This window comes from Mycolicibacterium sphagni (assembly GCF_002250655.1).
Classification (GTDB): Bacteria; Actinomycetota; Actinomycetes; order Mycobacteriales; family Mycobacteriaceae; genus Mycobacterium; species Mycobacterium sphagni.
The window spans coordinates 26,022-51,669 of sequence record NZ_NOZR01000027.1; the positions used below are offsets into that span (position 1 = coordinate 26,022).

Annotated in this window: 25 protein-coding genes; 12 read left to right on the forward strand and 13 right to left on the reverse strand. The window is 68.4% G+C overall.

Annotated features, from left to right (window positions below; genetic code table 11):
• Positions 1–3 precede the first annotated feature (3 nt).
• Positions 4–1,500: a two-component system sensor histidine kinase PdtaS gene (locus CG716_RS24685; RefSeq protein ID WP_094483762.1), complete on the forward strand. Its 1,497-nt coding sequence runs from the start codon at positions 4–6 to the stop codon at positions 1,498–1,500.
• 92 nt (positions 1,501–1,592) lie between these two features.
• Here CG716_RS24685 and CG716_RS24690 read toward each other — a convergent pair whose 3' ends face one another.
• The gene (locus CG716_RS24690) at positions 1,593–1,847 is read right to left on the reverse strand and encodes a WhiB family transcriptional regulator (protein WP_094483763.1); all 255 of its coding nucleotides are present in this window, start codon (positions 1,845–1,847) and stop codon (positions 1,593–1,595) included.
• 239 nt (positions 1,848–2,086) lie between these two features.
• Positions 2,087–3,094, reverse strand: coding sequence for a diacylglycerol/lipid kinase family protein (locus tag CG716_RS24695; RefSeq protein WP_094483764.1), 1,008 nt, complete (start codon positions 3,092–3,094; stop codon positions 2,087–2,089).
• 91 nt (positions 3,095–3,185) lie between these two features.
• Here CG716_RS24695 and CG716_RS24700 point away from each other — a divergent pair, with 91 nt between their 5' ends.
• Positions 3,186–3,659, forward strand: coding sequence for a GtrA family protein (locus CG716_RS24700; RefSeq protein ID WP_234818017.1), 474 nt, complete (start codon positions 3,186–3,188; stop codon positions 3,657–3,659).
• Position 3,660: 1 nt separating this feature from the next.
• On the opposite strand, the gene CG716_RS24705 is transcribed toward CG716_RS24700, so the two are convergent.
• On the reverse strand, positions 3,661–4,230 hold the full coding sequence (locus CG716_RS24705) for a TetR/AcrR family transcriptional regulator (RefSeq protein ID WP_094483765.1): 570 nt from the start codon (positions 4,228–4,230) through the stop codon (positions 3,661–3,663).
• A gap of 128 nt (positions 4,231–4,358) precedes the next feature.
• Between CG716_RS24705 and CG716_RS24710 the strand changes: the two genes are divergently transcribed.
• On the forward strand, positions 4,359–5,195 hold the full coding sequence (locus tag CG716_RS24710; RefSeq protein WP_094483766.1) for a lysophospholipid acyltransferase family protein: 837 nt from the start codon (positions 4,359–4,361) through the stop codon (positions 5,193–5,195).
• Between the two features lie 64 nt (positions 5,196–5,259).
• A complete protein-coding gene (locus CG716_RS24715; protein ID WP_207760770.1) occupies positions 5,260–5,607 on the forward strand; it encodes a hypothetical protein in 348 nt (115 codons plus the stop codon).
• On the opposite strand, the gene CG716_RS24720 is transcribed toward CG716_RS24715, so the two are convergent.
• From CG716_RS24720 to CG716_RS24730, 3 genes are read right to left on the reverse strand one after another with little or no spacing between them, the layout of a single operon-like run.
• On the reverse strand, positions 5,604–6,083 hold the full coding sequence (locus CG716_RS24720) for a GNAT family N-acetyltransferase (protein WP_094483768.1): 480 nt from the start codon (positions 6,081–6,083) through the stop codon (positions 5,604–5,606). The genes CG716_RS24715 and CG716_RS24720 overlap by 4 nt on opposite strands.
• Positions 6,080–7,174 carry an isochorismate synthase gene (locus CG716_RS24725; protein ID WP_420093225.1) on the reverse strand — a complete coding sequence of 365 codons (1,095 nt, stop codon included), beginning with the start codon at positions 7,172–7,174 and terminating at the stop codon, positions 6,080–6,082. The genes CG716_RS24720 and CG716_RS24725 overlap by 4 nt, the downstream gene beginning before the upstream one ends.
• Entirely contained in the window at positions 7,174–7,785 is a 612-nt protein-coding gene (locus CG716_RS24730; RefSeq protein WP_094483822.1) for an acid phosphatase, read from the reverse strand. The genes CG716_RS24725 and CG716_RS24730 overlap by 1 nt, the downstream gene beginning before the upstream one ends.
• A gap of 70 nt (positions 7,786–7,855) precedes the next feature.
• On the opposite strand from CG716_RS24730, the gene CG716_RS24735 reads away from it, so the two are divergent.
• Positions 7,856–8,656, forward strand: coding sequence for a ParA family protein (locus CG716_RS24735; RefSeq protein WP_165774290.1), 801 nt, complete (start codon positions 7,856–7,858; stop codon positions 8,654–8,656).
• Here CG716_RS24735 and CG716_RS24740 read toward each other — a convergent pair.
• Both CG716_RS24740 and CG716_RS24745 read right to left on the reverse strand, forming a co-directional pair.
• Complete coding sequence (locus CG716_RS24740) at positions 8,653–9,876, reverse strand: Rv3212 family protein (protein WP_094483770.1); 1,224 nt, start codon at positions 9,874–9,876, stop codon at positions 8,653–8,655. The genes CG716_RS24735 and CG716_RS24740 overlap by 4 nt on opposite strands.
• A 20-nt stretch (positions 9,877–9,896) precedes the next feature.
• Positions 9,897–11,414 (reverse strand): DEAD/DEAH box helicase, encoded by a 1,518-nt coding sequence (locus tag CG716_RS24745; RefSeq protein WP_094483771.1) that lies wholly within the window; start codon positions 11,412–11,414, stop codon positions 9,897–9,899.
• A gap of 252 nt (positions 11,415–11,666) precedes the next feature.
• Between CG716_RS24745 and CG716_RS24750 the strand changes: the two genes are divergently transcribed.
• On the forward strand, positions 11,667–12,350 hold the full coding sequence (locus CG716_RS24750; protein WP_094483772.1) for a ferritin-like fold-containing protein: 684 nt from the start codon (positions 11,667–11,669) through the stop codon (positions 12,348–12,350).
• Here CG716_RS24750 and CG716_RS24755 read toward each other — a convergent pair.
• Positions 12,347–12,916, reverse strand: a complete 570-nt coding sequence (locus CG716_RS24755) for an MmpS family transport accessory protein (protein WP_094483773.1) — start codon at positions 12,914–12,916, stop codon at positions 12,347–12,349. The two genes, CG716_RS24750 and CG716_RS24755, sit on opposite strands and share 4 nt — an antisense overlap.
• Positions 12,917–13,092: 176 nt before the next feature.
• On the opposite strand from CG716_RS24755, the gene CG716_RS24760 reads away from it, so the two are divergent.
• Positions 13,093–13,344, forward strand: a complete 252-nt coding sequence (locus tag CG716_RS24760) for a DUF3107 domain-containing protein (RefSeq protein WP_094483774.1) — start codon at positions 13,093–13,095, stop codon at positions 13,342–13,344.
• A 3-nt stretch (positions 13,345–13,347) separates the two neighbouring features.
• Here the strand turns inward: CG716_RS24760 and CG716_RS24765 are convergent, their stop codons facing one another.
• A complete protein-coding gene (locus tag CG716_RS24765) occupies positions 13,348–14,022 on the reverse strand; it encodes an HTH-type transcriptional activator FasR (RefSeq protein ID WP_094483775.1) in 675 nt (224 codons plus the stop codon).
• Between the two features lie 163 nt (positions 14,023–14,185).
• On the opposite strand from CG716_RS24765, the gene CG716_RS24770 reads away from it, so the two are divergent.
• The 3 genes from CG716_RS24770 to CG716_RS24785 all read left to right on the forward strand — a co-directional run bounded on the left by CG716_RS24770 (position 14,186) and on the right by CG716_RS24785 (position 17,549).
• The gene (locus CG716_RS24770) at positions 14,186–15,232 is read left to right on the forward strand and encodes a DUF3152 domain-containing protein (protein ID WP_094483776.1); all 1,047 of its coding nucleotides are present in this window, start codon (positions 14,186–14,188) and stop codon (positions 15,230–15,232) included.
• 259 nt (positions 15,233–15,491) lie between these two features.
• Entirely contained in the window at positions 15,492–16,658 is a 1,167-nt protein-coding gene (moeZ, locus tag CG716_RS24780) for an adenylyltransferase/sulfurtransferase MoeZ (protein WP_207760771.1), read from the forward strand.
• Positions 16,659–16,694: 36 nt separating this feature from the next.
• Positions 16,695–17,549, forward strand: a complete 855-nt coding sequence (locus CG716_RS24785) for a TIGR02569 family protein (RefSeq protein ID WP_094483779.1) — start codon at positions 16,695–16,697, stop codon at positions 17,547–17,549.
• Here the strand turns inward: CG716_RS24785 and CG716_RS24790 are convergent.
• Positions 17,546–17,842, reverse strand: a complete 297-nt coding sequence (locus CG716_RS24790; protein ID WP_094483780.1) for an MGMT family protein — start codon at positions 17,840–17,842, stop codon at positions 17,546–17,548. The two genes, CG716_RS24785 and CG716_RS24790, sit on opposite strands and share 4 nt — an antisense overlap.
• 2 nt (positions 17,843–17,844) lie before the next feature.
• Positions 17,845–18,633, reverse strand: a complete 789-nt coding sequence (locus CG716_RS24795; protein WP_094483824.1) for an alpha/beta fold hydrolase — start codon at positions 18,631–18,633, stop codon at positions 17,845–17,847.
• 56 nt (positions 18,634–18,689) lie between these two features.
• Here CG716_RS24795 and CG716_RS24800 point away from each other — a divergent pair, with 56 nt between their 5' ends.
• Positions 18,690–21,818 (forward strand): ATP-dependent helicase, encoded by a 3,129-nt coding sequence (locus CG716_RS24800; RefSeq protein ID WP_094483781.1) that lies wholly within the window; start codon positions 18,690–18,692, stop codon positions 21,816–21,818.
• A complete protein-coding gene (locus CG716_RS24805) occupies positions 21,752–25,039 on the forward strand; it encodes an ATP-dependent helicase (RefSeq protein WP_094483825.1) in 3,288 nt (1,095 codons plus the stop codon). The genes CG716_RS24800 and CG716_RS24805 overlap by 67 nt, the downstream gene beginning before the upstream one ends.
• Positions 25,040–25,047: 8 nt before the next feature.
• On the opposite strand, the gene CG716_RS24810 is transcribed toward CG716_RS24805, so the two are convergent.
• Positions 25,048–25,623: a TetR/AcrR family transcriptional regulator gene (locus CG716_RS24810; protein ID WP_207760767.1), complete on the reverse strand. Its 576-nt coding sequence runs from the start codon at positions 25,621–25,623 to the stop codon at positions 25,048–25,050.
• Positions 25,624–25,648 lie beyond the last annotated feature (25 nt).

A 25,648-nucleotide genomic window follows, 5' to 3' on the forward strand; every position in this document is an offset into this window, starting at 1 on the left:
TTCGTGTCCACCCTCGGTGACCTCCTCGCCGAGCACACGGTGCTGCCGGGCAGCGCCGTGGACCACCTCCACGCGGTGGTCGGCGAATGGCAATTGCTGGCGGACCTCTCGTTCGCCGATTACCTGATGTGGGTGCGCCGCGACGACGGCGCGCTGGTCTGCGTGGCCCAATGCCGGCCCAACACCGCACCGACCGTCCTGCTCAAGGACGCCGTCGGCACCGTCGTCGCACAGGGGGAGCTGCCCCTGGTGACGTCGGCGTTCACCTCCGGTGCGATCGGCCGCAGCGACAGCGACGCCAAGCTGCGCGAACCGGGCATCGACGTCGAGGCCGTCCCGGTTCGGTACAGCAACCAGGTCGTGGCCGTCCTGACCCACCAGACCGCACTCGCCGAGCGGCGCACGTCCTCGCCGCTGGAGCGGGCCTACCTGGACTGTGCGGGCAACCTGCTGCACATGCTCAGCGAAGGAACCTTCCCCAACATCGGCGATCTGGCGTTGTCGCGATCCAGTCCACGGGTCGGAGACGGTTTCATCCGCCTCGACGTCGACGGTGTCGTCGTCTACGCCAGCCCGAACGCGCTATCGGCTTATCACCGGATGGGACTGGCCGCCGAGCTGGAGGGCCACAACCTGGTCGCGATCACCCGGCCGCTGATCTCCGACCCATTCGAGGCGCAGGAACTGGCCGAGCATGTGCGTGACTCGCTGACCGGTGGATCGAGCATGCGGCTGGAGGTCGACGCGGGCGGTGCCGCGGTGCTGCTGCGCACGATGCCCCTGGTGGTCCACGGCGCCGCTGCCGGCGCGGCAGTGCTCATCCGGGACGTCACCGAGGTCAAGCGTCGCGACCGCGCCCTGCTGTCCAAGGACGCCACAATCCGCGAGATCCACCATCGGGTGAAGAACAATCTGCAGACTGTCGCTGCTCTGCTGCGCCTGCAGTCGCGCCGCACCAGCAACGAGGAGGCCCGCGAGGCCCTCATGGAATCGGTGCGCCGGGTGGCCTCTATCGCCCAGGTGCACGAGGCGCTGTCGATGTCGGTCGACGAAGAGGTCAACCTCGACGAGGTGATCGACCGGATCCTGCCGATCATGAACGACGTGGCCCGGGTCGACACCCCGATCCGCATCAACCGCGACGGGGCGTTGGGCGTGCTTGACGCAGACCGGGCCACCGCGTTGGTGATGGTGGTGACCGAGCTGGTCCAGAACGCCATCGAGCACGCCTTCGAATCGACGGCAAAACAAGGCTGCGTGACCATTCGGGCCGAGCGTTCGGCGCGGTGGCTGGATGTCGTCGTCCACGACGACGGACGCGGGCTGCCCGACGGATTCAGCCTGGAAAAGTCCGACCGGCTGGGCCTACAGATCGTGCGGACGTTGGTGACCGCGGAACTGGACGGCTCGCTGGGAATGCACGACGTCCCCGGGGGCGGGACCGACGTTGTGTTGCGCGTGCCCCTCGGCCGACGTTCGACCGCGCGAGTTCCGCAATAGCAAATGTGACGGAAACGACATTTCTGGCAAATAGAAATCGCGGCCCCAGGCATTAGCTGGGGCCGCGATCTTACGAACTGAGAAGGGCGTGCTCAGACGGTGCTGCGGGCGCGGGTGCGGGCATTGCGACGCTTGAGCGCGCGGCGCTCGTCCTCGCTCATCCCGCCCCAGACGCCAGCGTCTTGACCGGAGTCCAAAGCCCAGGTCAGGCAATCCGTCGTCACCGGACACCGATTACAGACGAGCTTCGCGTCAGCGATCTGGGCGAGAGCCGGGCCGCTGTTCCCCACGGGGAAGAACAGTTCCGGATCCTCGTCACGGCAGACCGCCTTATGGCGCCAATCCATTTGTCGCTACTCCTTTTACTATGTGCGCAACGAAGCGCACTCGCTTTTTCTTCGGCTGTTAACTCGTGCACACAAATGTTTCTGTGCTGTTGCATCCGATCGTTTCACAGCGACGACGGATGTCAATAGGACTCAGTTAACACGTGTGCAATCTCACTACGGGGGTGGGTTACCAAACCCTCTACTCGTTTGTACTACACTTAACCCATCTGCGCCCTGAATGGGTCTGCGTGACGCTATTACCGCAGCTCAGAGGCTATGGCGGGAGGCGGGGCTACCACCCTCAAGGCCCCCGGGACAGCACGAAACATCATTTCTTCGCGCAGGCCGAGAAAATCTCCGTCGATCTGGCTAGCGACCGGTTCAGAGCTCACGATCCGCACCCAGGCCAGGTCGTCGTCGCGGATCAGGTGCCTGGCCTTGATCTCGTGTTTCTTGGACACCATCCGTCGCACCAGCATCAGGTTTCTCCACACGTTCATGCTGGTCACGGCGAAAAGGCCGAGGCCGGTCTCGAAGGTGGTGTCCGGGTTCGTCCAGACCGGCCGGGTGTTGGCGTACGTCCACGGCGTCGAGTTGGAAATGAACGCGAAATATACGCCGGTCAGCGGCGCGTGGCCGGGTAGTTCGAGGGTTAGCTGCGGCTCTTTGCGGGCGCTGGCCAGCATCTCGCGCACCGCCACCCGGATGTAGCGGCTCGCGGTGACCTTTCGGCCTTTGGCGCGCTGCGCTTCGACCGCGGCCACCACGTCGCCGTCCACACCCATCCCGGCGGTGAACACCGCCCAGCGCTCGCCGCAGTCCATCAGACCGATCCGCCGCCATTGCGCGCCGTTGAGGCGCGCGCTGAGCAGGTCGACCAGCTGATTGGTGGCCACGATCGGGTCCGGGCTGATACCCAGCGCCCGGGCGAAGACATTCGCCGACCCGCCGGGCACCACCGCCACCGCGGGCATCGTGTCGGGCAGCGGCTCCTGCTCGGTCCCGGGTCGCTGCGCTCCTGCCCTCCGGCTCGGCCGGCCCATCAGCCCGTTCACCACCTCGTTGACGGTCCCGTCGCCGCCGTGCACGATGATCACGTCGGTGCCGTCGTGCCGGGCGGTTTCGGCGATTTCGATGGCGTGGCCGCGGTGATCGGTGTGCACCACCGTCAGGTCCACCCGGCTCTCCAGCGCGTGGGCGAGCAGGTCGCGGCCGGCGGCGGTGGTGGAAGTGGCGTTCGGGTTGACGATGAGGACGGCACGCACGAGCGTTGAGCCTAACCGCGCGCCGGGTCGGCGTTCGAAGTGTTCGTCTGCTCATCACCAAGGGGTCAGCTGCCGGTGGCATGCTCGCGGCGTGGTTGTGGGGTCGGAGCCGGGTTCGGCCAGTGCCGTCGGCTGGTTCCACCGGGCCTGTGAGGTCGTGGTCGCGCGTCTGCCTTTCGGGCTGAATTCCGTTGTGGCGCCGACGTTCTTGGGGTTTGTGGTCATCAACTCCGGAACGTTCGCACTGGACCTTGCGGTGCTCACGCTGCTGCACGGTGCGCTGCATCTACCGTTCGCGCTTGCGGTGACGCTGGCCTACGCGTGTGCCTTCGCCGCGAGCTACGTGCTCAACCGGGTGGTGAACTTCCAGTCGCACGGCGCGGTCGGACCTCAGGTGGCCGTGTACGTCGTCGTGGTCGTGATCAACTACCTGGCGTTCATCCTCGGAGTGTCCACTGCGCTACGCGCGCTCGGTGTCGAGTACCACTTGGCGCGGATGGCGGCCGGCGCCTGCGAGGGGATCTACATGTATTGCGCGATGCGCTGGGTGGTGTTCCGGCGCTGATTCACCGGGCGGGGGAGACGACGCGGGTTGCCGCCTCGACCGCTGTGGTGCGCCGGTGCGCCAGTACCGCGTCCGATGTGTCCGCGGCCGCGCGGTCGGGAAAGTGTGCCCACGCCAGGGCAATACCGAACAGAACGACGAGAAGGTCGGTGGGTTCCCAGGAGGGATCGACGTGTCCGGCGGCCTGGGCCTCGACGATCGCGGCGATCGCCAGTTCGGGTAGGGGTTGGCCGTCGGCGGTGGGTTCGTCGAGGGTGAGCCCCTCCAGGTGGGCCCACGCCACCATCCGGTGGTGCTCAGGGCGGCGCATGCTCAGGTCGAAGACATCGCCGACGAACTCGGGTACGGCGTCAGGGCGCATGGTGACCGCCTGGAAGAACTCGGCGATATCGGCGGCCAGCACCTCACGGAAGAGCGCCTCCTTGTCACCGAAGTGCGCGTAGAGGCGCTCCTTGCTGGCACTGGCCCCTGAGGCGATGCGGTCGATCCGTGCCCCGGCGAACCCGTACCGGGCGAACTCGGTGCGGGCGGCGGCCAGGATCTCGTCGCGCAGCTCTGAGGTGGTTCTCATGAAGCAAGAGTATAAAGAACGAACTAGTTCGTTTGGGTAGAGAACGACGCGATGAAGGAGTCACAGTGGGGAGCCGACCAGATCCCAGTGCGCCCGTCACCTTTGACGAGGCGGCACTGACCGCCGTCATGGACCACCCGCCGCGGGTGCGCGCGCTCAAGCGGGTCCTCGGCGCAGTGGCCGACGGCATCGATCCGGTGATCGACCTGTGGCGCCCCTACATCGACGGTCTGCACAACCTGCCGGCTGATGGCCGATTTCTGTTGGTGGGCAACCACACTCAGATGGGTAGTGCCGAAATCCTGCTGATTCCGTACGCCGTGCGACGCGAGATCGGAGTCCGTGTTCGGCCGCTGGCCGACCGGCAATTCGGTCAGATCCGCGGACTGCCGGGTGACCTCATGGCGGCGTTCGGCGGTGTCGTGGGCGCCCCGGAGACCGCGCGCGAGCTCATGCGCCACGACCAGACCATCCTGGTGTTCCCGGGCGGCGGTCGCGAGATCCCTAAGTTCAAGGGGGAGGAGTACACCTTGCGCTGGCAGGGGCGTTCGGGATTCGCCCGGCTCGCGGTGGAGAACGGCTATCCCATCGTCCCGGTGGGACTCGTCGGCGGTGACGACGTCTATCGCAGCCTCACGGTCCGCGACAGCGCATGGGGCCGCTTCAGCCAGGCCATCGGCAGCCGGCTCGGCGGCCGGGACGATATGGCGATGCCGCTGGTGCGCGGGGTCGGGCCGACACTGATTCCCCGCCCGGAACGGATGTATCTGAGGTTCGGCGCTCCGATCGACACCACCACACCTGTGGGCATCGACTCGTCCGGCTGGGCCGAGGAAGTCAAGCGGCGCACCCAGACCGGGCTCGAGCGGATTCTCGACGACCTGCTGGGGCTGCGGGAGACCGATCCCTATCGGGGGCTCAACCCGCTGGGCTGGTTCCGCGCCGCGCGGCCGGAACCGGCGTAGCGCGACCGGCTACCTTACGGGTGTGACTGAACCTTCCCTTCCGTCTGTGGTCCGCTACGCCGGAATGGCGGCAGCCGCCGAAGGTGCGGTGGCTCTCGTCCTCGCGGTGGTGCTGGTGGTGCGCGGGATCGCCGGGGCCGACCAGCACATCGTCAACGGATTCGGAACGGCCGGCTGGTTCGCCGTGATGGGCGCGGCCGTGCTGGCCGGCGGCTGGGCGCTGATCATCGGACGGCGCTGGGGCAGGGGCATCGTGGTGTTCGCCAACCTGCTGCTCTTGCCGGTGGCCTGGTACATCGTGGCCGGACACCAACTCGTCTACGCGATCGCGCTCGGCGGGGTGGCCATTGCGGTGCTGGTGCTGCTGTTCAGTCCGTCCGCGGTGCGCTGGGCGGCAGGGGCGCGCGACTAGACCTCCGTCGCCAGTGCGTCCAACTCAGGGCCGCTGACCCGGTAGTTGAGCCATTCCGACATCTGCTTGCCGCCGACAGCGTCGTACAGCGCGATCGCATTGACGTTCCAGTCCAACACCTCCCAGGCCAACCGGGTGTAACCGTTGTCGACGCATTCTTTGGCCAGCGTCGCCAGCAGCGTTCGGGCCAGCCCGCGCCGGCGGAACTTGTCGCGAACGAACAAGTCCTCCAAGTAGATACCGGCCACGCCGTCCCAGGTGGACAAGGTGCGGAACCATAGCGCCACCGCGGCGGCTTCGCCGTCGATTTCGGCGATGTGGCAGAACCCGACCGGGTTCTCGACGAAAAGCGCTGCGGTGATCTGGCTTTCGGTCACCGTGCACTGGTCGAGCGCATGCTCGAATTCGGCGAGCTCGCGGATCATCGCGACGATTTCGGCCTCGTCACCGGGACGCGCCAGACGGATCTCGGTCATTGCTGTACCCCCAGTGCCGACAGGATCGTTCTGAATTTCGTTGTGGTTTCCGCGACTTCGTCATCGGGATCGGATTCGGCGACGATACCGCCACCGGCCTGTGCGAGCGCGCCACGCCGGTCAGTGGACAGTTGGGCGCCGCGGATCGCCACCACCCAGCGCCCGTCGCCGCGAGCGTCGCACCAGCCCACCGCGCCGGCGTAGAACCCGCGGTCGCCTTCCAGCTGCGCGATCAGATCGACCGCCTCACTCGTCGGCACCCCGCCGACCGCCGGAGTGGGATGCAGCGCCAGCGCCAAATCGATTGCGGTGATGGAGGTATCGCGCAGCCGGCCGTGGATCGGGGTGGACAGATGCCACAGCGCGGCAGTGCGGCTCAGCTGCGGTTCTGCGGCGACGTCGAGCTCAGTGCACAGCGGCTCCAATGCACTGCGCATGGTGTCCACGACCAGCTGGTGTTCGTGACGGTTCTTTCCCGACTCGGCCAGAGCGGCGCCGTTGGCGGTGTCGGTCTGCGGGTCGCCTGACCGCGGCGCGGACCCGGCGAACGGCTGGCAGCTCACCAGGTCACCGGTGCGTGCGACGAGTAACTCGGGGCTGGCGCCCACCAGTGCGGTGCCGGTGTAATCGCCCCCGGCCGGTGACAGATCGGTCAGGTACGCGGTGGCTTCGGCATCGTCGGCCACCAGCCGGCGCAGGATCGCCAGCTCGTCCAGCGGGCCGTCGGCAACGAGGCGCAGCGATCGCGCCAAAACTACTTTCTGCAAAGCGCTTTCGGGCTCGTTGAGGCGATCCAGGGCTCGGCGGATGCGGGCGCGATGTTCCTCGGGTGAGGGCACAGTCGCGGCGATCCGAACCGCGGGCAGGGCCGCCGTCGGCCACGCGGGCAGCGCGTCGCCGAATGTCACCGTCGACGGCGCCAGCAGTGCCGCCTTGCCCCGGACATCGAACGGCAGCGCGCCGACCACTACGTCGACCGAGGCGGCGGCCAACGCGGCCGACGCCGTGGCGACGTCGTCGTAACCCGTCTGAATCCCCTCGGCGACGACCGTTCCGGCGGGCCCGCTCAGCACAAAGGAAGGCTGGGCCATCACGTCCCGGTGACCGGCTCGCGGTGGCTGGTCAACCCCAGCGCCGAGAGCTGCCGCAAGCCGTACTCGAAACCACACACCGCGACCGAGGCCGGTCCGAACCCGTAGCGCGCACCCTCGCGCAGCGGCTGCTCCACCCAGCGGGTGACCACCGAGCGCGAGAAATGGCCGTGGCCGACGAACACCACGTCGCGGTCGACCATGTTCTCCAGGGCGTAGGACACCGCCTGGTCGGCGCGCATGCTGATCTGGTCGACGCTCTCGCCGCCGGGGCAGCCGTAGGTCCACAACAGCCAGCCAGGTGTGTCGGTGCGGATCGTATGGGTGGTCAGGCCTTCGTAGTCGCCGTAGTTCCACTCCGCGAGCAGCGGGGAGACCTCGTCGACGGTCAGCCCGGCCAGCTCTGCGGTGGCCAGCGCGCGCTTGCGCGGGCTGCTGATCACCAGCGGGTTGTCCAAGCCCAGGTGCTCGAGTGTCAGGGCGGCTAGTTTGGCCTGTTCGCGCCCGCGCTCGGTGAGGTCGAGATCGGTGGTGCTGGTGTGCTGGCCGCTCTTGGACCATTCGGTTTCGCCGTGCCGAAGCAGGACCAACCGGTGCGTTCCGACGCTCACGGTCACTGATTCTGCCCGATGACCAGGCGCGCCGTAGCAGCCGGGACGCATCTGCTCAGAACCTGCAAGGATGGTCACCGTGACCCGAGTATTGGCGGTCGCCAACCAAAAGGGTGGGGTGGCCAAGACAACCACGGTCGCGTCTCTGGGTGCGGCTTTCGTGGACGCGGGCAAGCGAGTCTTGCTCGTCGATCTCGACCCCCAGGGCTGTTTGACCTTCTCGCTGGGTACCGACCCGGACAAGCTGCCGGTGTCCGTGCACGAAGTGCTGCTCGGCGACGTCGAACCGAGTACTGCGCTGGTCGATACGGCTGAAGGCATGACGCTGCTGCCGGCCAACATCGACCTGGCCGGAGCGGAGGCGATGCTGCTGATGCGGGCCGGGCGGGAGTACGCCCTCAAACGCGCACTGGACAAGCTCGACCAGTTCGACGTGGTGATCATCGACTGCCCGCCGTCGCTGGGGGTGCTCACCCTCAACGGCCTGACCGCCGCCGATGAGGTGATCGTGCCGCTGCAGTGCGAGACCCTGGCACACCGCGGCGTTGGCCAGTTCCTGCGCACCGTGGACGACGTGCAGCAGATCACCAACCCGAACCTCAAGCTACTGGGTGCTCTGCCGACGCTGTACGACTCGCGGACCACACACAGCCGCGACGTGCTGCTGGATGTGGCTGACCGCTACGACCTGCCGGTGCTGGCTCCGCCGATCCCGCGGACCGTGCGCTTCGCCGAGGCGAGCGCGTCGGGGTCATCGGTACTCGCCGGCCGAAAGAGCAAGGGCGGCACGGCTTATCGCGAACTGGCGGCCTCGTTGCTGAAGCACTGGAAGTCGGGCAAGGCGCTGCCGACATTCGCTCCAGAGGTTTAGGGACCGTAAGCGGCCAGCGCCGCGCCGTGCTGCTCGATCACCATCGAACCGGTGACGGTGGGGACCACCGGTCCTGAACCGGCCGGGTGGGTCACGGCGATGATGCGTTCGTTGGTGCCGCTGGTCGGGTCGTACACCCCGATACCCGTGGTCAGGGGGATGAGTAGCTTGCCGGCCATCATCGCGCCCGGACCCAGCGTGCCCACCGGGCCGGTGGACTCGATGGTGTAGCGATAGGACAGCCGGGCGTCGAAGACCTCCACACTGTCGCCGGTCCACCAGGTGAACAGGTCGCCGGCGCGGGTGACGGCCTGGGCCGAATTGGCCAGCACCGGAGGCTTTTTCAGGAGCGTGCTCGACACCTTGGTGCCGGTGTCGTCATAGACGGCGATCTCGGGTTGCGGTGAGGGCAGGTACACCGCGGTGGTGGTGCCCGCGACGGCCAGAACCCGTGCTTCGGAATCGGTGGCGACACCGGGCAGCGCGACGTTCTTGGTGTCGGGTTCGTCTTCCTCTTTCGCCGGCTTGAGCAGAGTCAGGCGCAGGTCCTTCTGGTCGCGGCAGGCCTCTGTGACCGCCGCGGCCTCATCGCTGGCGGCCGACGACATCAAGGTGCAGCCAGTACCGAGGCCCTGGTTGACCGGCTTCACCCTGGCGTCGATCTCGCCGTAGGACAGCATCCGCACCAGATCCGAGCGCCACAATTCCAGCCGGGTCGGACCGGCCGACAGCACAGCGCTGCCATTGGAGCTGAGCACCACGTGTTTGTCGGCGTAGGCGGTGCGAGTCGGGCCGCGCTGCCCGGTGCCGCCGTTGATGCTGCTGACCTGGCCGCAGCCGCGGATGTCGGGGTAGACCGCGACGGCGAGGTCGTAAACGTAGGAGACCCCGCACAGATCGATGTCACGGGCGTAGGTCCACCGGTTCTGGCCGGTCTGCGGGTCGAGGCCCGCGACGGTGTGCCCGTCGCCGCTGACCACGGTGCCGCCGACCACGATCGGGCTCAGCGTGCGCGGGCTGGCCGCGGTCCACAACTGGTGCAGGGTGTCGGGAACCACCCGTGCCGGAACAGGATTGGGTGCCGCAGAGGTGGCGGGCCGGCTGATCGTGGCCCGCGCCGAGCTGTTCCACCAGAACAGGGCGGCCACGACGACCACGACGACAGCGATCGTCGCCGCAGCGACGAGATCGCCCTTGGTGCGGCGCTCGGGTCTGACCATTTAGGGGACGATAGCGGCTGTCAGCCTGCCGTTGCCTGGGCCTCGGCGGCGTTGCGCGGCCGACGCCGGCGACGGCGCTTGCGTGCCGGGCTGTCGTCGCCACCATCGGAGGCCTTGGCGTTGTCGCCGGAGGTGGGGTCGGCGGGGGCGTCGGCGGCCGTCTCGAGGTGCCCGGTGGCGCCCTCGCCGGCGCGAGTGCGGCGACGAGACCGGTTGCGGCTCGGCCGTTCCCGCTTGGAGTCCGTCGAGCTGATCCGGGTCCCGTCTTGACTCTTGGCGGCCTGCGCCGATTTGCGCGGGCCACCGATCGAACCACCGGCTTCGGTGGGGATGCTGAGTTCGGAGTAGAGATGCGGCGAGTTGGAGTAGGTCTCCGCGGGGTCGGGGCAATCGAGATTGAGCGCCTTGTCGATCATCGACCAGCGTTCCAGCTCGTCCCAGTCGACCAGAGTGATCGCGATTCCGGTCTTGCCGGCCCGGCCGGTGCGCCCGATGCGGTGCACGTAAGCCTGCTCGTCCTCGGGGATCTGGTAGTTGATCACGTGGGTGATGTCATCGATGTCGATGCCGCGGGCGGCCACATCGGTGGCCACCAGCACGTCGACGTCGCCGGTGCGGAACGCCTTGAGTGCCTTCTCGCGGGCGATCTGGCCCAGGTCACCGTGCACGGCGCCCACCTTGAAACCGCGCTCGGCCAGCTCGTCGGCCACCTTCTGCGCGGTGCGCTTGGTGCGGGTGAAGACCATCGTCGCGCCGCGGCCCTCGGCCTGCAGGATCCGGCTGACCACCTCGACCTTGTCCAGCGCGTGGGCGCGGTAGACGAACTGCTCGGTGGTGTCGTGGGTGGCTGCGCCTTGCACGCCCTCGGCCCGGATGTGGGTGGGCTGGTTCATGAACGTGCGGGCGAGCGTGATGATCGGGTCGGGCATGGTCGCCGAGAAGAGCATGGCCTGCCGCTGATCGGGGATCTGCTTGAGGATGCGCTCGATATCGGGCAGGAAGCCCAGGTCAAGCATCTCGTCGGCCTCGTCGAGCACCAGCACCGACAGACCGCCGAGCTGAAGGTGCCCCTGCTGAGCCAGGTCGAGCAGCCGGCCCGGGGTACCGACGACCACGTCGACGCCCTTCTGCAAGGCCTCGATCTGGGGCTCGTAGGGGCGCCCGCCATAGATCGCGGTGACGGTCAGCTTGCGGGATTCGTCAGCCTGCAGATACTTCGACGCGGCGACGAGGTCGCCGTGGACCTGTAGGCACAGCTCGCGAGTCGGCACCACGACGAGTGCGCGCGGGATGCCGCTGAGCGGACGTGCGGTGTCGGTGGTGATGCGGTGTAGCAGCGGCACCCCGAAGGCGAAGGTCTTGCCCATGCCGGTGCGGGCCTGGCCGATCAGGTCGTCGCCGGCCAGGGCCAGCGGCAACGTCTGTTCCTGGATGGCGAATGCGTGTTCGATGCCCTGCTCGCCGAGGGCGCGGACGATCTCGTCGCGTACTCCGAGTTCGGCGAATGTGGTCTGGGGATGTGTAGTTAGTGGTGTCATGCTGGTGGCGTCTTGCCTTCCGCTGTCGTTCCTCGTGGTGTTGTCCAGCGCGCACGAGTTCTGAGAAGTCGGAATGGATTCGGCTTCAAGAGTTTCGATGCCGATTCGCCGGGCCCTGCACTGAGGGAGGCGGGCCCACTGCGTGCACGCACATTTCCTTGACTGCGCCTCACGGCGCTAATCAGCTCTCATTGTAGCTGGTCGCGGTCGCTGGGACCGATCACAGTCTCAGCCGCGACTACAGTGACGGCCATGACAGCCCCTCAACCCGCCCCGGCGTCACCGGCGCGCATCTCCGCCGATCATCCCGGCGTCAACGAGTTGTTCGCGCTGCTGGCTTACGGCGAGGTGGCGGCGTTCTACCGGCTGACCGACGAGGCGCGGATGGCGCCCGACCTGCGCGGCCGCATCAATATGGCGAGTATGGCCGCCGCCGAGATGGCCCATTACGACCTGCTGCGCGACGCTTTACTGGCCCGCGGCGTCGACGTCGTCCCGGCGATGTCGCGCCACGCCTCGGCGCTGGAGAACTACCACCGCCTGACCACTCCGAGCACCTGGCTGGAGGCGCTGGTCAAGACATATGTCGGCGATGCGCTGGCCGCCGATTTCTACCTCGAGATCGCCGACGTGCTGCCCGATGAGGTGGCCGCCGTGGTGCGCGGGGTGCTGTCGGAGACAGGCCACTCGCAATTCGTGGTCGCCGAGGTCCGCCAGGCGGTGACCACCAGCGGACGGCAACGCAGCCGGCTCGCGCTGTGGTCGCGCCGGCTGCTGGGTGAGGCCATCACGCAGGCCCAGTACGTGCTGGCCGAACATGACGAGCTGGTGGATTTGGTGCTGGCCGGCCCAGGCGGCCTGGGGCAGGTGGCCGACTTCTTCGACCGGCTGCAGCGCACTCATGACGAGCGGATGCGCGAGCTCGGTCTGGCCTAGCGGTTGCAGGTCGCCGAGATGGCGTTGTCGGTCTGGGCGGCGACCGTCGCCCCGCTGGCGTCGGTGATCCAGCAGTTGAGCTGACTTCCGCCGCTGCTGGCCGTGACGTAGTTGACCGGCACGTTCGGGATGACGGTCAGCTGCCACGGCAGCACGACGTTGTCGACGGTCCGCAGCGCGCCTGTCTCGTCGGCGTAGGTGATGGTCACCGGGTCGTTGGGCCGTTGGTTGCCCGCGACGGTGTAGACGATCAGGCGGGGATCGACCGTCGTCTGGGCCATGGGCGCTGCGGGGGTGCTGGTCTGGGGGACCAGGACCGGTGTCTCGACTGGCAGCCCCGGCACAGTGACGGTGACCGGCGCGGGTGCGGGCGTCGACGTCCGGGGAGCCGGGATGGCCACCACGGTGCGAGTCGGGGTGGCGCCACCGAATTCGGGGGTGGTGGTGGCAGCATCGCCGGTCCGGACCACCAGCATCGTCGCGCAGGCGGCGCCCAGCACGCCCGCGGTGGTCAGGGCCACCCGCGGCCACTGCACCAGCCCCCGCCGGCGCTTTTCGTCGCTCACGAGGCAAGGTTATGGACGAATCATCACTATCGCTGCACGGCGCGCCTGTCCGTTGCCATGCTGTTATCCCAGCTTGACGCCCTATTCGCTGACCGCGAACGGCTGGCTGTCACCCCGCCGTCGAGCGTCCACTAGCCTTCTGGGGTAACGCTGCATTCGACAGGGAAGGGGCCAGTGTGGAGGTCAAGATCGGTGTCACGGACAGCCCGCGTGAACTTGTGTTCCAAAGCACCCAGACGCCCGCAGAGGTCGAGGAGCTGGTGACTTCGGCGTTCTCGAAGAGTGGCCCGGACGTGCTGAGCCTGACCGACGACAAGGGACGCCGTTTCCTGGTGCAGACCGCCAAGATCAGCTATGTCGAGATCGGTGTCGCCGACGTGCGACGGGTCGGCTTCGGGATCGCCGCAGGATCGTCTGCCGGCGCTTAGGGCTTAGGAGCGCGTCAGCGGGACGTGTGACAGTCCGCCCCAGGCGAACTGCACCGTTCCGTCGACCGCGGCCTCTTTGGAGACCGGGCGGTCGGCGTTCAACCAGTACCGCGCACTGTCGACGCTGATGGCTACGAGCCCGACCGCGATCATCCTCGCGCGGTGCGGATCGAGGCCGGAATCGCGGCTGATCAGGTCGAATACCGCGTCGGTACACGATTCGGTGGCCACCTTCACCTGCGAGGAAACCTGCGGCTCGGTGATGTAGTCGTTCTCGAAGATCAGCCGGTAGCCCTGGCCGTCGTGCTCGATGAAATCAAAGAAGGCCTGAACTGCCGCGCGCAACCGCTGACGGTTGTCAGTGGTGGTGCGCAAGGCTTGCCGCACACCGGACACCAGGTTCTCGACGTGCCGATTCAGGACTGCCAGGTACAGCTCGAGCTTGCTCGAGAAGTGTTGATACAGAACGGGTTTGCTCACACCGGCGCGATCGGCGATCTCGTCCATGCCGGCGGCGTGAAAGCCGCGGTCGACGAAGACTTCGCTGGCGGCTGCCAGCAGCTGGCCTCGTCGCTCGTCTCGCGGCAGGCGGCTACCGCGCCGAGGGGTGGCGGCGGGTCGGTCGCCCGTGGCCGCTCGAGCGGGTTTCCGCTCGGCCGTGTCGGCGAGATCGCTCATCAAGTCCTCAATCTGGTGTGTAGACGGGCGGCACCACCCCACGCTGCCACCCCCGTCGAACCGACATTACTACCCGGCCGGGGTTACTCGCCCGTAGCGCACGCGGGCGTCGGTACGGGCGCGCCGGGAGTCTCGTCCTCGGCTGCTGTGCCATCCTGGGTCCGTGACCTACGACCCGGGGCACCGCGGCGGCGGTCGTGTGCCGATGCTGCGCAACGAGTGGCGCGAGCCGCTGCGCGCGCTACGGGATCCGTTGGCGGAAGAGTCGGGCCGGCCCAGATCCAACCGGGACCAGCGTCGTCAATGGCGTAAGCAGAGTTGGCTGGGCAGGTTCATCTCGACCTACGGCTGGCGCGCATACGCGCTGCCGGTGCTGGTGGTGCTCACCGGAGTGGTGCTGTATCAGACCATCACCGGAACCGCCGCTCCGGCTCCGGAGGGCACCGCCGAACACGAAGTTCAGGGGCCGCCGACGATCGGGTCGAGTGGCACGTCGATCATCGGCGCGCCGCCGCGCGGCCTGACCGAATTCGACGCCAACCTACCGACCGGGATTCTGCCCGACGGCGGGGAGTACACCGAGGCCGGAGCCAAGACATGGCACATCGTGCCGGGCACCACACCCAAGGTCGGTGAGGGCACTGCGAAGACCTTCACCTACACCGTGGAAGTCGAGGACGGCGTCGACACCGCATCGTTCGGCGGTGACGAGGGGTTTGCCCGGATGGTCACCGAGACGTTGGCCAACCCGAAGAGCTGGATCCACAATCCGCAGTTCGCCTTCCAGCGGGTCGACGCCAGCAGCGCGGGCGTCAAACCGGACTTCCGGGTGTCGCTGACGTCCCCGATGACGGTGCGCGAGGGTTGCGGCTACGAGATTCCGCTCGAGTCCTCCTGCTACAACCCGGCGTACGGCGGCCCTGATGCCCAGCCGCGGGTGTTCATCAACGAGTCCCGCTGGGTGCGCGGCGCGGTGCCGTTCCAGGGCGATATCGGTTCCTACCGGCAATATCTGATCAATCACGAGGTCGGCCACGCCATCGGCTATCAGCACCACGAACCCTGCGACGACAACGGCGGCCTGGCTCCGGTGATGATGCAGCAGACGTTCTCCACCGCCGACAACGACGCCTCGCGGTTCGACCCGGAGTACGTCAAGCCCGACGGGAAGACCTGCCGGTTCAACTCGTGGCCGTATCCGATCGCCTGACGACGATGCGGGGTGAGGTACGAGCCCTGAGGAGGAGTCGGGCAATCGGGCAGCGCCTGACGACGATGCGGGGTGAGGTACGAGCCCTGAGGAGGAGTCGGGCAATCGGGCAGCGCCTGACGACGATGCAGGGTGAGGCCAGGCTCGGGAAGGTTTCGCGGCTGTTTGCCGTTGCTCTGACCACCTGCTGAGATGGATGAGGAACGTCCGTCGGGCGAGTGCCGATTCGAGCGAATCCGAGGAGTAGCCGGTGTCTTCGTTGCCGCCGCTGGTCGAGCCAGCCGCCGAGCTCGCCCGTGAAGAGGTCGCGCGCTACAGCCGCCACCTGATCATCCCGGACCTGGGTGTGGACGGGCAGAAACGCTTGAAGAACGCCAAGGTCCTGGTGATCGGCGCCGGCGGGTTGGGCTCGCCCACCCTGCTCTACCTGGCCGCGGCCGGCGTCGGCACGATCGGCATCGTCGAGTTCGACGTGGTCGACGAGTCCAACCTGCAGCGCCAGATCATTCACGGCCAGTCCGATATCGGCCGCTCCAAGGCCGAGAGCGCCCGCGACTCCGTCCTCGAGGTCAACCCGCTGGTCACGGTGCACCTGCACGAGCTGCGCCTGGAGCCCGACAACGCGGTGCAGTTGTTCGAGCAGTACGACCTGATCCTGGACGGCACCGACAACTTCGCCACCCGCTACCTGGTCAACGACGCCGCGGTGCTGGCGCACAAGCCCTACGTGTGGGGCTCGATCTACCGCTTCGAGGGACAGGCCTCGGTGTTCTGGGAGGACGCCCCCGACGGTCTGGGCCTCAACTATCGCGACCTGTATCCCGAACCACCGCCGCCGGGCTTGGTGCCGTCCTGCGCCGAAGGTGGCGTCCTGGGCATACTGTGCGCCTCGATCGCCTCGATCATGGGCACCGAGGCCATCAAGCTGATCACCGGCATCGGGGATACCCTTCTGGGCCGGCTGATGGTCTACGACGCGCTGGACATGACGTACCGCACGATCCGGATCCGCAAGGACCCCGAGACGCCGAAGATCACCGAACTCATCGACTACGAGTCGTTCTGCGGGGTGGTGTCCGATGCCGCCGCCGACGCCGCCCAGGGTTCCACCGTGACTCCGCTGGAGTTGCGTGAGCTGATCGAGTCGGGCAAGAAGGTCGCCCTGATCGACGTCCGAGAGCCGGTGGAGTGGGAGATCAACCACATCACCGGCGCCGAACTCATCCCGAAGTCGGTGATCGAGTCCGGTGAAGGCCTGAGCAGGTTGCCGCACGACCGCACCCCGGTGCTCTATTGCAAGACGGGGGTGCGCTCGGCCGAGGCGCTGGCCGTGGTGAAGAGGGCCGGTTTCGCCGATGCGCTGCATCTGCAGGGCGGCATTGTCGCCTGGGCGAAGCAAATCGATCCCGACATGGTGATCTACTGACGCTAACTTTGCACCGCGACAATTTAGGCTGTCGGGGTGACTGACGAGAACCCGCCCGAACATGTTTTGGCGGCGTTCGGTCTCAAGGGCAATGATCCCGAACCGCTCGGCGGGGGCTGGGAGGGCGGCTTCAAGTGCGGCGAGGTGGTGCTTTCGGTGATCGCCGACCACGCCAGGGCCGCCTGGTCGGCGAAGGCGCGCGAGACGTTGTTCATCGACGGAGTCCGGCTCGCCCGGCCGGTGCGGTCGACTGACGGCCGCTATGTGGTGTCGGGTTGGCGGGCAGACACATTCGTGGCCGGTACTCCGGAGCCTCGCCACGACGAGGTCGTCTCGGCCGGAGTGCGCCTGCACGAGGCCACCGCCAAACTGGAGAGGCCCCGGTTCCTGACCCAGGCGCCGGTGGCACCGTGGAGCGATGTGGACGTGTTCATCGCCGCGGACCGCGCGGCGTGGGAAGAGCGTCCGCTGCACTCGCTTCCGCCTGGGGCGATGGTGGCACCGGGCTCGGCCGACGGCGAACGGTCGGTGGAACTGATCAATCAGCTGGCCGGATTGCGCAAGCCGACCAAGAGCCCCAGTCAGCTGGTTCACGGCGACCTGTACGGCACCGTTCTGTTCGCGGGGACGGCCGCGCCGGGTATCACGGACATCACCCCGTACTGGCGGCCGGCGTCGTGGGCGGCCGGAGTGGTCGTTGTCGATGCACTCGCGTGGGGTGAGGCCGACGACGGTTTGATCGAGCGTTGGGATGCCCTGCCGGAGTGGCCGCAGATGTTGCTGCGTGCCTTGATTTTTCGGCTTGCGGTGCACGCGCTGCATCCGCGTTCGACGGCGGCGGCGTTCCCCGGTCTGGCGCGGACCGCGGCGCTGATCCGGTTGGTGCTCTAGAACTCGTGACGGGCTTGCGCCAGACTCACCCGGCCGTCCTTGGCCAGCACGCCTTCTGCGCGTAGCAGCTCGAGCTGTCGGGTCACCAGATGCGCGGCCGGCCGACCCGACGCGGTGATCACCCGATGCCATGGCAGATCCGAAGAGTCGGTGCGCATGATCCATCCCACGATTCGCGGGCTGGAAAGTTTTGCGGCCGAAGCGATATCACCGTAGGTGGCGACCCGGCCCGCCGGTATCGACGCCACCAGCCGGCGCACCAGCTCGACCTGGTCCTCGGTGACCGGGGCCATGGCTAGCGTGCCTCGAGCAGTTCTCGGATGAGCGAGGCGGTCTCCGCCGGTTTGGCGTGCGGAACCATGTGCTGGCAGGCCAGCTCGACGAGACTGAAGTCGGCACCGAGCCGTTCGGACAGCCCGTTGATCAGTTCTTCGCCGACATACGGCGGATCCGTCCACTGCGCCCGCACCACTGTGGTAGGAGTTCCCTTGTGCGGCAGCACGATATCTCGGGCCAGCTCACTCCAGTACGACATCATCGCCGGCACGCATATCCGCCAGCCGACGCGCCCGTTCGGCAGCGCGATGAGATGCTCGTCGAGGTCCTCGTCGAGTTCGGCCGGGTCCACGTCGGCCCACGAACCGGTGAACTTCTCGGTGCGGGCCTCGTCGCGGTCGGGGTAGTCCGGCGAAGCCAGCATGGCCTCGGAGATCTCGTGCATCCACTGGCCGTCCAGGCCGATCGCGGGGTCCAGCAGCACCAACCCGGACACCAGATCCGGGTACGCCGCCGCCAGGTTCAGCGCGACGGCCCCGCCGAACGAATGGCCGACCACCAGCACCGGGCCGTCGGCGTCGTTCTCGATCAAAGTCGCGAGTGCGGTGATATTGGCCTCGAGGGTCCACGGCGCCGAGTATGACGAGCGGCCGTGCCCGATCAGATCGGGTGCAGCCACGGTGATTTCGGGCAGGTGCCGGGCGGCCAGCCTGCCCCAGCGGCGGCCGTGACCCGTCAGGCCGTGGATGGCCAGCACCTGAACTGGTCCGTCCGGGCCGAACCGATGCACGTGAAGGGCGTGGGTCACGGCGTTCATGCTGCCATTGATCGAACTTGTCGGGGGTACGTGGTGTCATGCCTGTCATGACGACACCCGCACTCGTGCACGAGGTGACCGAGCCGGCCGACGTGCTGCGCCCGGAGCTGCGTGGCACGGTGCGAGTTGTGGGCGGGCCGGGCACCGGCAAGACCAGCCTGCTGGTCGCGGCGGCGGCTGCGCACATCGCGGCGGGAACCGACCCGGAATCGGTTCTGCTGCTGACGGGTTCGGGCCGGCTGGCCGCGACCACCCGCAGCGCGCTCACCACCGAGCTGCTCGCGGCACGTTCAGCCGAACCGTGCCGCGCGGTGGTGCGTGAGCCGCTGGTCCGATCCGTGCACAGTTACGCGTTCGCGGTGCTGAGGCAGGCCGCCGCCCGGGCTGGTGATCCGCCGCCGCGCCTGGTCACCGGAGCCGAGCAGGACGCCATCATCCGCGAGCTGCTCGCCGGTGACCTCGAAGACGGGGAGGCCTCCGCATCGCGCTGGCCGCAGGTACTGCGTCCCGCGCTGACCACCGCCGGGTTCGCCACCGAACTCCGCGACCTGCTGGCCCGCTGCGCCGAGCGCGGGGTGGATCCATTGCAGCTGCAACGCATCGGACGGCTGTCCAGGCGATCCGAATGGGCTGCGGCGGGCCGGTTCGCCCAGCAGTACGAGCAGGTGATGCTGTTGCGCGCGGCCGTCGGCACGGCCGCACCGCAGGCCACCGTGCCCGCGTTGGGCGCCGCCGAGCTGGTTGGCGCTGCGCTGGAGGCGCTGGCCTCGAATGCCGACCTGCTGGCCGCCGAACGCTCCCGGATCCGGCTGCTGCTCGTCGACGACGCCCAGCACCTCGACCCGCAGGCTGCCCGGTTGGTCCGCGTGCTGGCCGCGGGCGCCGATCTCACCCTGTTGGCCGGTGACCCGAACCAGGCGGTCTTCGGGTTCCGGGGTGCCGACCCTGCCGTGCTGACCGCCGCGGACACCCCGCTGGTCGAACTGACCCGGTCACATCGGTGCGCGCCCGCGGTGACCGGGGCGATCAGTGGCATCGCGGCGGGCCTGCCCGGTAACAGCGCCTGGCGCGCACTGGACGGTAACGGCGACGACGGCGGATCCGTCCGCGTGCGGGTGGCCGGTTCGGCGCATGCCGAGGCGGCCCTGATCGCCGACACGCTGCGCCGCGCACACCTCGTCGACGGTGTGCCATGGTCGCAGCTGGCTGTCATCGTCCGCTCGCCGTCGGCGGTTGCGGCATTGCCCCGGGCGCTGGCGGGTGCCGGGGTTCCGGTCGCCGCGAATCACGTGGCCGGGCCGGTTGCCGAGCAACCCGCGTCCGCAGCCTTGCTGGGGGTGTTGGCCGCAACCGCGGACGGTCTCACCGGCGAGCAGGCGGTGGCCTTGTTGACCGGGCCGATCGGCCGGGTCGACCCGGTGACCCTGCGTCAGCTGCGTCGTGCGCTGCGCCGCAGTGGGCCCGGGGTTTTCGGGGAGCAACTCGTCGCGGCACTTACCACCGGCCGGGTCGAGCTGCCGGCGACGCTGGCCCGTCCGGTCAACCGGGTGCGAGCGGTGCTGACGGCGGCCGCCCGAGGCCACCGTCAGCACCGCGACCCCCGCTACACCTTGTGGCAGGCCTGGGAGCGCAGCGGACTGCAGCGCCGCTGGCTGTCGGTGGCCGAGCGCGGGGGCACCGAGGGAGCGCTGGCCGACGGCAATCTCGAGGCAGTCACTGCACTGTTCGACATCGCCGACGATTACGTCTCGCGTACCGCGGGCGCGTCGCTGCGTGGCCTGCTCGATCATGTTGCGGGCCTGCAACTTCCACAGGTCAGCGTCGATTCCCGGACGTCGGCTGAGACGGTGGCAGTGCTGAGCCCGCACGCGGCCCTTGACCGCGACTGGGAGCTGGTGGTCATTGCCGGGCTGCAAGACGGCTTGTGGCCCAACACCACACCGCGCGGTGGTGTGTTGGGCACCCAGCGGCTGCTCGACGTCCTCGACGGCCTCGGCGATGACGTGTCCGCGCGGGCACCGCTGTTGGCCGAGGAGCGCAGGCTGCTCATCGCTGCGATGGGTCGCGCCCGGCGCGGGCTGCTGATCACCGCCGTCGACAGCGAGGCCGGCGACGACACGGCGTTGCCGTCGCCGTTCGTCGCCGAACTCGCGGAGTACACCACCGGCGAGGCCGCCGCGCCTCAGCCGGCCGTCGCGCCGCCGGTGCTCGCACCGGCGGCGGTCGTCGGCCGGCTGCGCGCGGTGGTGTGCGCCCGGGTCGGCACGGTCACCGAAGGTGAACGTGCCACAGCTGCAGAGCAATTGGCGCGGTTGGCGGATGCGGGCGTGCCCGGCGCCGACCCGTCGCAGTGGTACGGCATGACCAGCGTCAGCACACTGGAGCCGTTGTGGAGCGGTGACCAGCACACTGTCACCCTGAGCCCGTCGACCCTGCAGACCCTGACGGACTGCCCGCTACGTTGGCTGGCCGAACGCCACGGCGGCGCCAACCGTCGCGAGCTGCGCTCCACGCTGGGCTCGGTGGTGCACGCGCTGATCGCCGATTCGGCGAGCAGCTCCGAGCAGCTGTCCGCACAGCTGGAGAAGCTCTGGAGCAGCTTGCCATTCGATTCGCCGTGGTATGCCGACAACGAGCTGGATCGGCACCGCGCCATGCTCGAGGCGTTCGTGGCCTGGCGGTCAGCGACCCGCCACGAGCTGACCGAGATCGGCACGGAGATCGACGTCGACGGGGTGATCGCCGACCCCGATGGCCAGCTGCCCGGTGTTCGGGTGCGCGGGCGGGTCGACCGCCTCGAGCGTGACGCCGAAGGCCGGCTGGTCATCGTCGACGTCAAGACCGGCAAGAGCCCGGTGACCAAGGATGCGGCCCAGCGCCACGCCCAGCTCGGCCTCTACCAGTTGGCGGTGGCCGAAGGTGCACTCGCAGAAGGGGATCGCCCCGGTGGCGGAAAGCTGGTTTACGTCGCCAAGCCGAACACATCCGGGGCGACCGAACGTGAGCAGTCCGCTCTGACCCCGGACAGCGCCGGCGAGTGGCGCCAGACCGTGCAGGAGGCCGCGGGCGCCACCGCTGGCCCGCATTTCGTCGCCAGGGTCAACGACGGCTGCACGCACTGCCCCATGCGGGCGGCCTGCCCCGCCCACATCTCGCCGCGAACGGAGCCGTCGTGACCTATAGCCCCACCGAACTGGCGGAGGCCCTTGGACTTCCGACGCCCACCGACGAGCAGGCCGCCGTCATTGCCGCCCCACCCGGGCCGCTGGTCGTCATCGCCGGTGCCGGCGCAGGCAAGACCGAGACGATGGCGGCGCGCGTGGTGTGGTTGGTGGCCAACGGATTCGCCGATCCCGGACAGGTTCTCGGCCTGACGTTCACCCGTAAGGCGGCCGGGCAGCTGCTGCGCCGGGTTCGCTCCCGGCTGGCTCGGCTGGCCGGTCACCTCGCGGGCACCCCCCAGCAGGGCGCGCCGACCGTGAGCACCTACCACGCGTTCGCGGGTGCGCTGCTGCGTGAGTTCGGGCCGCTGTTGCCGGTGGAGCCCGACGCCCGTCTGCTCGGCGAAACTGAGCTGTGGCAGCTGGCTTTCGAGGTGGTCAGCTCGTATCCGGGGCCGCTGGACACCGAGAGGGACCCGGCCGGTGTCACCGCAATGGTGTTGCGGCTGTCCAGTGAGCTGGCCGAGCATCTGGTCGACACCGACCAGTTGCTCGACACCCACCTCGAGCTCGAACGCCTGGTGCATCACCTGCCGGCTGGGCATTACCAGCGAGACCGTGGCCCGAGCCAGTGGCTGCTGAACATGCTGGCCACTCAGACCGAACGCACCGCCCTGGTGCCGCTGATCGATGCACTGCATGCGCGGATGCGGGACGACAAGGTCATGGACTTCGGCTCGCAGATGTCGGCGGCGGCGCGGCTGGCCTCGGCCTGCCCGCAGGTGGGAGAGCAACTGCGCGAACGGTTCCGGGTGGTGCTCCTCGACGAATACCAGGACACCGGTCACGCCCAGCGGATCGCGCTGTCCTCGTTGTTCGGCGCCGGTGGCGACGAGGGGCTGGCGCTGACGGCGGTAGGGGATCCGATCCAGTCCATCTACGGCTGGCGCGGTGCGTCGGCGACCAACCTGCCGCGGTTCACCACCGACTTCCCGCGACCCGATGGCTCTCCCGCACCGACTCTCGAGCTGCGGACCAGCTGGCGCAACCCGCCGAGCACATTGCATATCGCCAACGCCGTCTCGGCCGAGGCTCGCCGCCGATCGGTGGCAGTCCGTGCGCTGCGGGCGCGCCCGGGCGCCGAGGTCGGCACCGTGCGCTGTGCCCTGCTCACCGATGTCGCCGCCGAACGGGAGTGGATCGCCGAGCACATCGCCGCGCGTTACGAGGACGCCGCGAAGGCCGATGGCGAACCGCCCACCGCGGCAGTGCTGGTGCGCCGCAACGCCGACGCCGGTCCGATCGCGGAAGCGCTGACCGCCCGTGGTGTTCCGGTGGAAGTCGTTGGGCTGGCCGGTCTGCTGTCGATCCCCGAGGTCGCCGACGTAGTCGCGATGGTGCGCCTGGTCGCGGACCCGGCCGCCGGTGCGGCGGCTATGCGAGTGCTGACCGGCCCGCGCTGGCAGCTGGGTGCAGCCGACCTCGCCGCCCTGTGGCGCCGCGCCGTCGCGCTCGACGGAGCGCGGCCGGCAACCGCGTCCGCTGAGCAGATCATCGCCTCGGCCGCACCCGACGCCGACACCGCGAGCCTGGCCGATGCGCTGGCCGATCCCGGGCCGCCCGCCGCCTACTCGGAAGAAGCACGCCGGCGGATCGCCGAACTGGCAGACGAACTGGCAAGACTGAGAACATTTTTGGGCCATCCGGTCACCGAGCTCGTCAGCGAGGTGCGTCGTGCACTCGGGGTGGACGTGGAAGTACGGGCCGCGCGGCCCGTCGCGGCGGGGTGGTCCGGTGCCGAGCACCTCGACCGGCTCGCCGACGTGGTCGCCGACTACGCGGCCCGGCCGCACGCCTCCATCGACGGTCTGCTGGCCTACCTGGACGCGGCCGAGAAAGTGGAGAACGGGCTGGCTCCCGCGGAGGTCAGTGTGGCCACTGGGCGGGTACAGGTGCTGACGGTGCACTCGGCCAAAGGCCTCGAGTGGCAGGTGGTGGCCGTGCCGCACCTGTCCGCCCGGGTCTTTCCGTCCACGGCGTCCAAGCGCAGTTGGCTGACCGACCCGGCCGATCTGCCGCCGCTGCTGCGCGGTGACCGGGCGGCCGCCGGCCTGCACGGCGTGCCGGTGCTCGACACCGCAGAGGTCAACGATCGAAAAGCATTGTCCGACAGCATCATGTCCCACCGCAATCAGCTCGAGCAGCGCCGCCTCGATGAGGAGCGCAGGCTGCTGTACGTTGCGATCACCCGAGCAGAGGACACCCTGCTGCTCTCCGGCCACCACTGGGGACCCAGCGATACCAAGCCGCGTGGGCCGTCGGACTTCCTGCAGGAGATCAAAGACATCATCGATGATTCGGCGGCGGCGGGCCAGCCGTGCGGCGAGGTCGAGCTGTGGGCCCCACCGCCTGCTGAGGGTGATCGAAATCCCATGCACGACAACACCAAAGAGGCCGTGTGGCCTGCCGACCCGCTCGGCCGCGCGCGCGCCGACGTCGAGCAGGGGGCCGCGCTGGTCCGGTCGGCACAGGCAGGGGCGGTATCTGGCCCGGGCGAGGACCCTGAGGGCTGGGGCGCCGACGTCGACGCCCTGCTGGCTGAGCGATCCCGCGTCGTCACAGCGCCTCCGGCCGAACTGCCCGGCCAGCTGTCCGTTAGCGCCCTCGTCGAGCTGGACCGTGACCCGGCGGCGCTGCGACGGTTGACCCGTCGGCTGCCGTCGCGCCCAGACCCGCACGCCATCCTGGGCACCGCGTTCCACGAGTGGGTGCAGCGGTTCTACGGCGCCGAGCGGCTGTTCGACCTCGACGACCTGCCCGGTGCCGTCGACGGCACGGCCGGCGACATCGAGGAATTGGCCACCCTGCAGAAAGCCTTCACCGAATCACCTTGGGCACAGCGCACACCGGTGGACGTCGAGGTGCCGTTCGAGATGGCGATCGGCGATACCGTGGTGCGCGGCCGGATCGACGCGGTGTTCGCCGATGCCGACGGCGGCATGACCGTGGTCGACTGGAAAACGGGTGAACCTCCGAAAGACGACAACGCCCAACGCCATGCCGCCGTCCAGCTCGCCGTGTACCGGCTGGCGTGGGCTGCCCTGCGCGGCTGCCCTGAGGAGTCAGTGCGAGCAGCGTTCCACTATGTGCGCGCAGGTGTCACTGTGATGCCGGAAAGCCTCTCCGGCCCAGACGAATTGGTGGCGCTGCTTGCCAGTGCGAGTGGCGGACGCTAATTGCGTTGCTAGTGAGTCTGTTTCGTGGTGAACGAACGTTCTACGAACAACTCCAGGTCCGTTTCGGCGACACCGACGCCGAGCAGGTGGCGCAGGTAGATCGGCGCCAGAATGCAGTCCACGATTGCGGTGTAGGCCAGGGTGGGTTCGCCGCGTTCGCGTCCACGGTCGAGCATGTCCTGAAACTGCATCGCACGCTGGATGAGGAATGACTGTCGCTGCTCGGCGGTAAGCTCACCGGCGCTGATCAAGGCCTGCAGAAACGCCAGTCGGCCCGGCCGGGGGATATCGGCCGCGGCGCTGCGGGCGTAGGCGAGCAGATCACCGCGCAATGTCCCGGTGTCGGGCAGCGGTGAGGTCTCGGAGAGTCTGGCCGCCTCGACGTCCAGGATGACCGCCTCCAAGCTGCCCCAGCGGCGATAGATACTCGTCGGGTTCACGCCTGCGCGCCGCGCCACATCGGACACTGTGAAACCGCCTGGGCCGCATTCGATCAGCAGTGCGTCCACCGCCTCGTGAACTGCAGCCACCACTCGGGCGCTGCGGCCGCCAGGGCGGCGGCGCACTTCTGGGTTCTCTGCCACACGTCAAGCTTAAAGCATCATCTCT

Coding starts and splice junctions, on each gene's coding strand:
- CG716_RS24800 (WP_094483781.1), top strand. CDS start 18,690: ATGACGACACCCGCACTCGTGCACGAGGTGACCGAGCCGGCCGACGTG.
- CG716_RS24765 (WP_094483775.1), bottom strand. CDS start 14,022: ATGAGCGATCTCGCCGACACGGCCGAGCGGAAACCCGCTCGAGCGGCC.
- CG716_RS24745 (WP_094483771.1), bottom strand. CDS start 11,414: ATGACACCACTAACTACACATCCCCAGACCACATTCGCCGAACTCGGA.
- CG716_RS24720 (WP_094483768.1), bottom strand. CDS start 6,083: ATGACCGAGATCCGTCTGGCGCGTCCCGGTGACGAGGCCGAAATCGTC.
- CG716_RS24715 (WP_207760770.1), top strand. CDS start 5,260: ATGGCGGCAGCCGCCGAAGGTGCGGTGGCTCTCGTCCTCGCGGTGGTG.
- CG716_RS24690 (WP_094483763.1), bottom strand. CDS start 1,847: ATGGATTGGCGCCATAAGGCGGTCTGCCGTGACGAGGATCCGGAACTG.
- CG716_RS24750 (WP_094483772.1), top strand. CDS start 11,667: ATGACAGCCCCTCAACCCGCCCCGGCGTCACCGGCGCGCATCTCCGCC.
- CG716_RS24725 (WP_420093225.1), bottom strand. CDS start 7,174: ATGGCCCAGCCTTCCTTTGTGCTGAGCGGGCCCGCCGGAACGGTCGTC.
- CG716_RS24735 (WP_165774290.1), top strand. CDS start 7,856: ATGGTCACCGTGACCCGAGTATTGGCGGTCGCCAACCAAAAGGGTGGG.
- CG716_RS24790 (WP_094483780.1), bottom strand. CDS start 17,842: ATGGCCCCGGTCACCGAGGACCAGGTCGAGCTGGTGCGCCGGCTGGTG.
- CG716_RS24705 (WP_094483765.1), bottom strand. CDS start 4,230: ATGAGAACCACCTCAGAGCTGCGCGACGAGATCCTGGCCGCCGCCCGC.
- CG716_RS24740 (WP_094483770.1), bottom strand. CDS start 9,876: ATGGTCAGACCCGAGCGCCGCACCAAGGGCGATCTCGTCGCTGCGGCG.
- CG716_RS24710 (WP_094483766.1), top strand. CDS start 4,359: ATGGACCACCCGCCGCGGGTGCGCGCGCTCAAGCGGGTCCTCGGCGCA.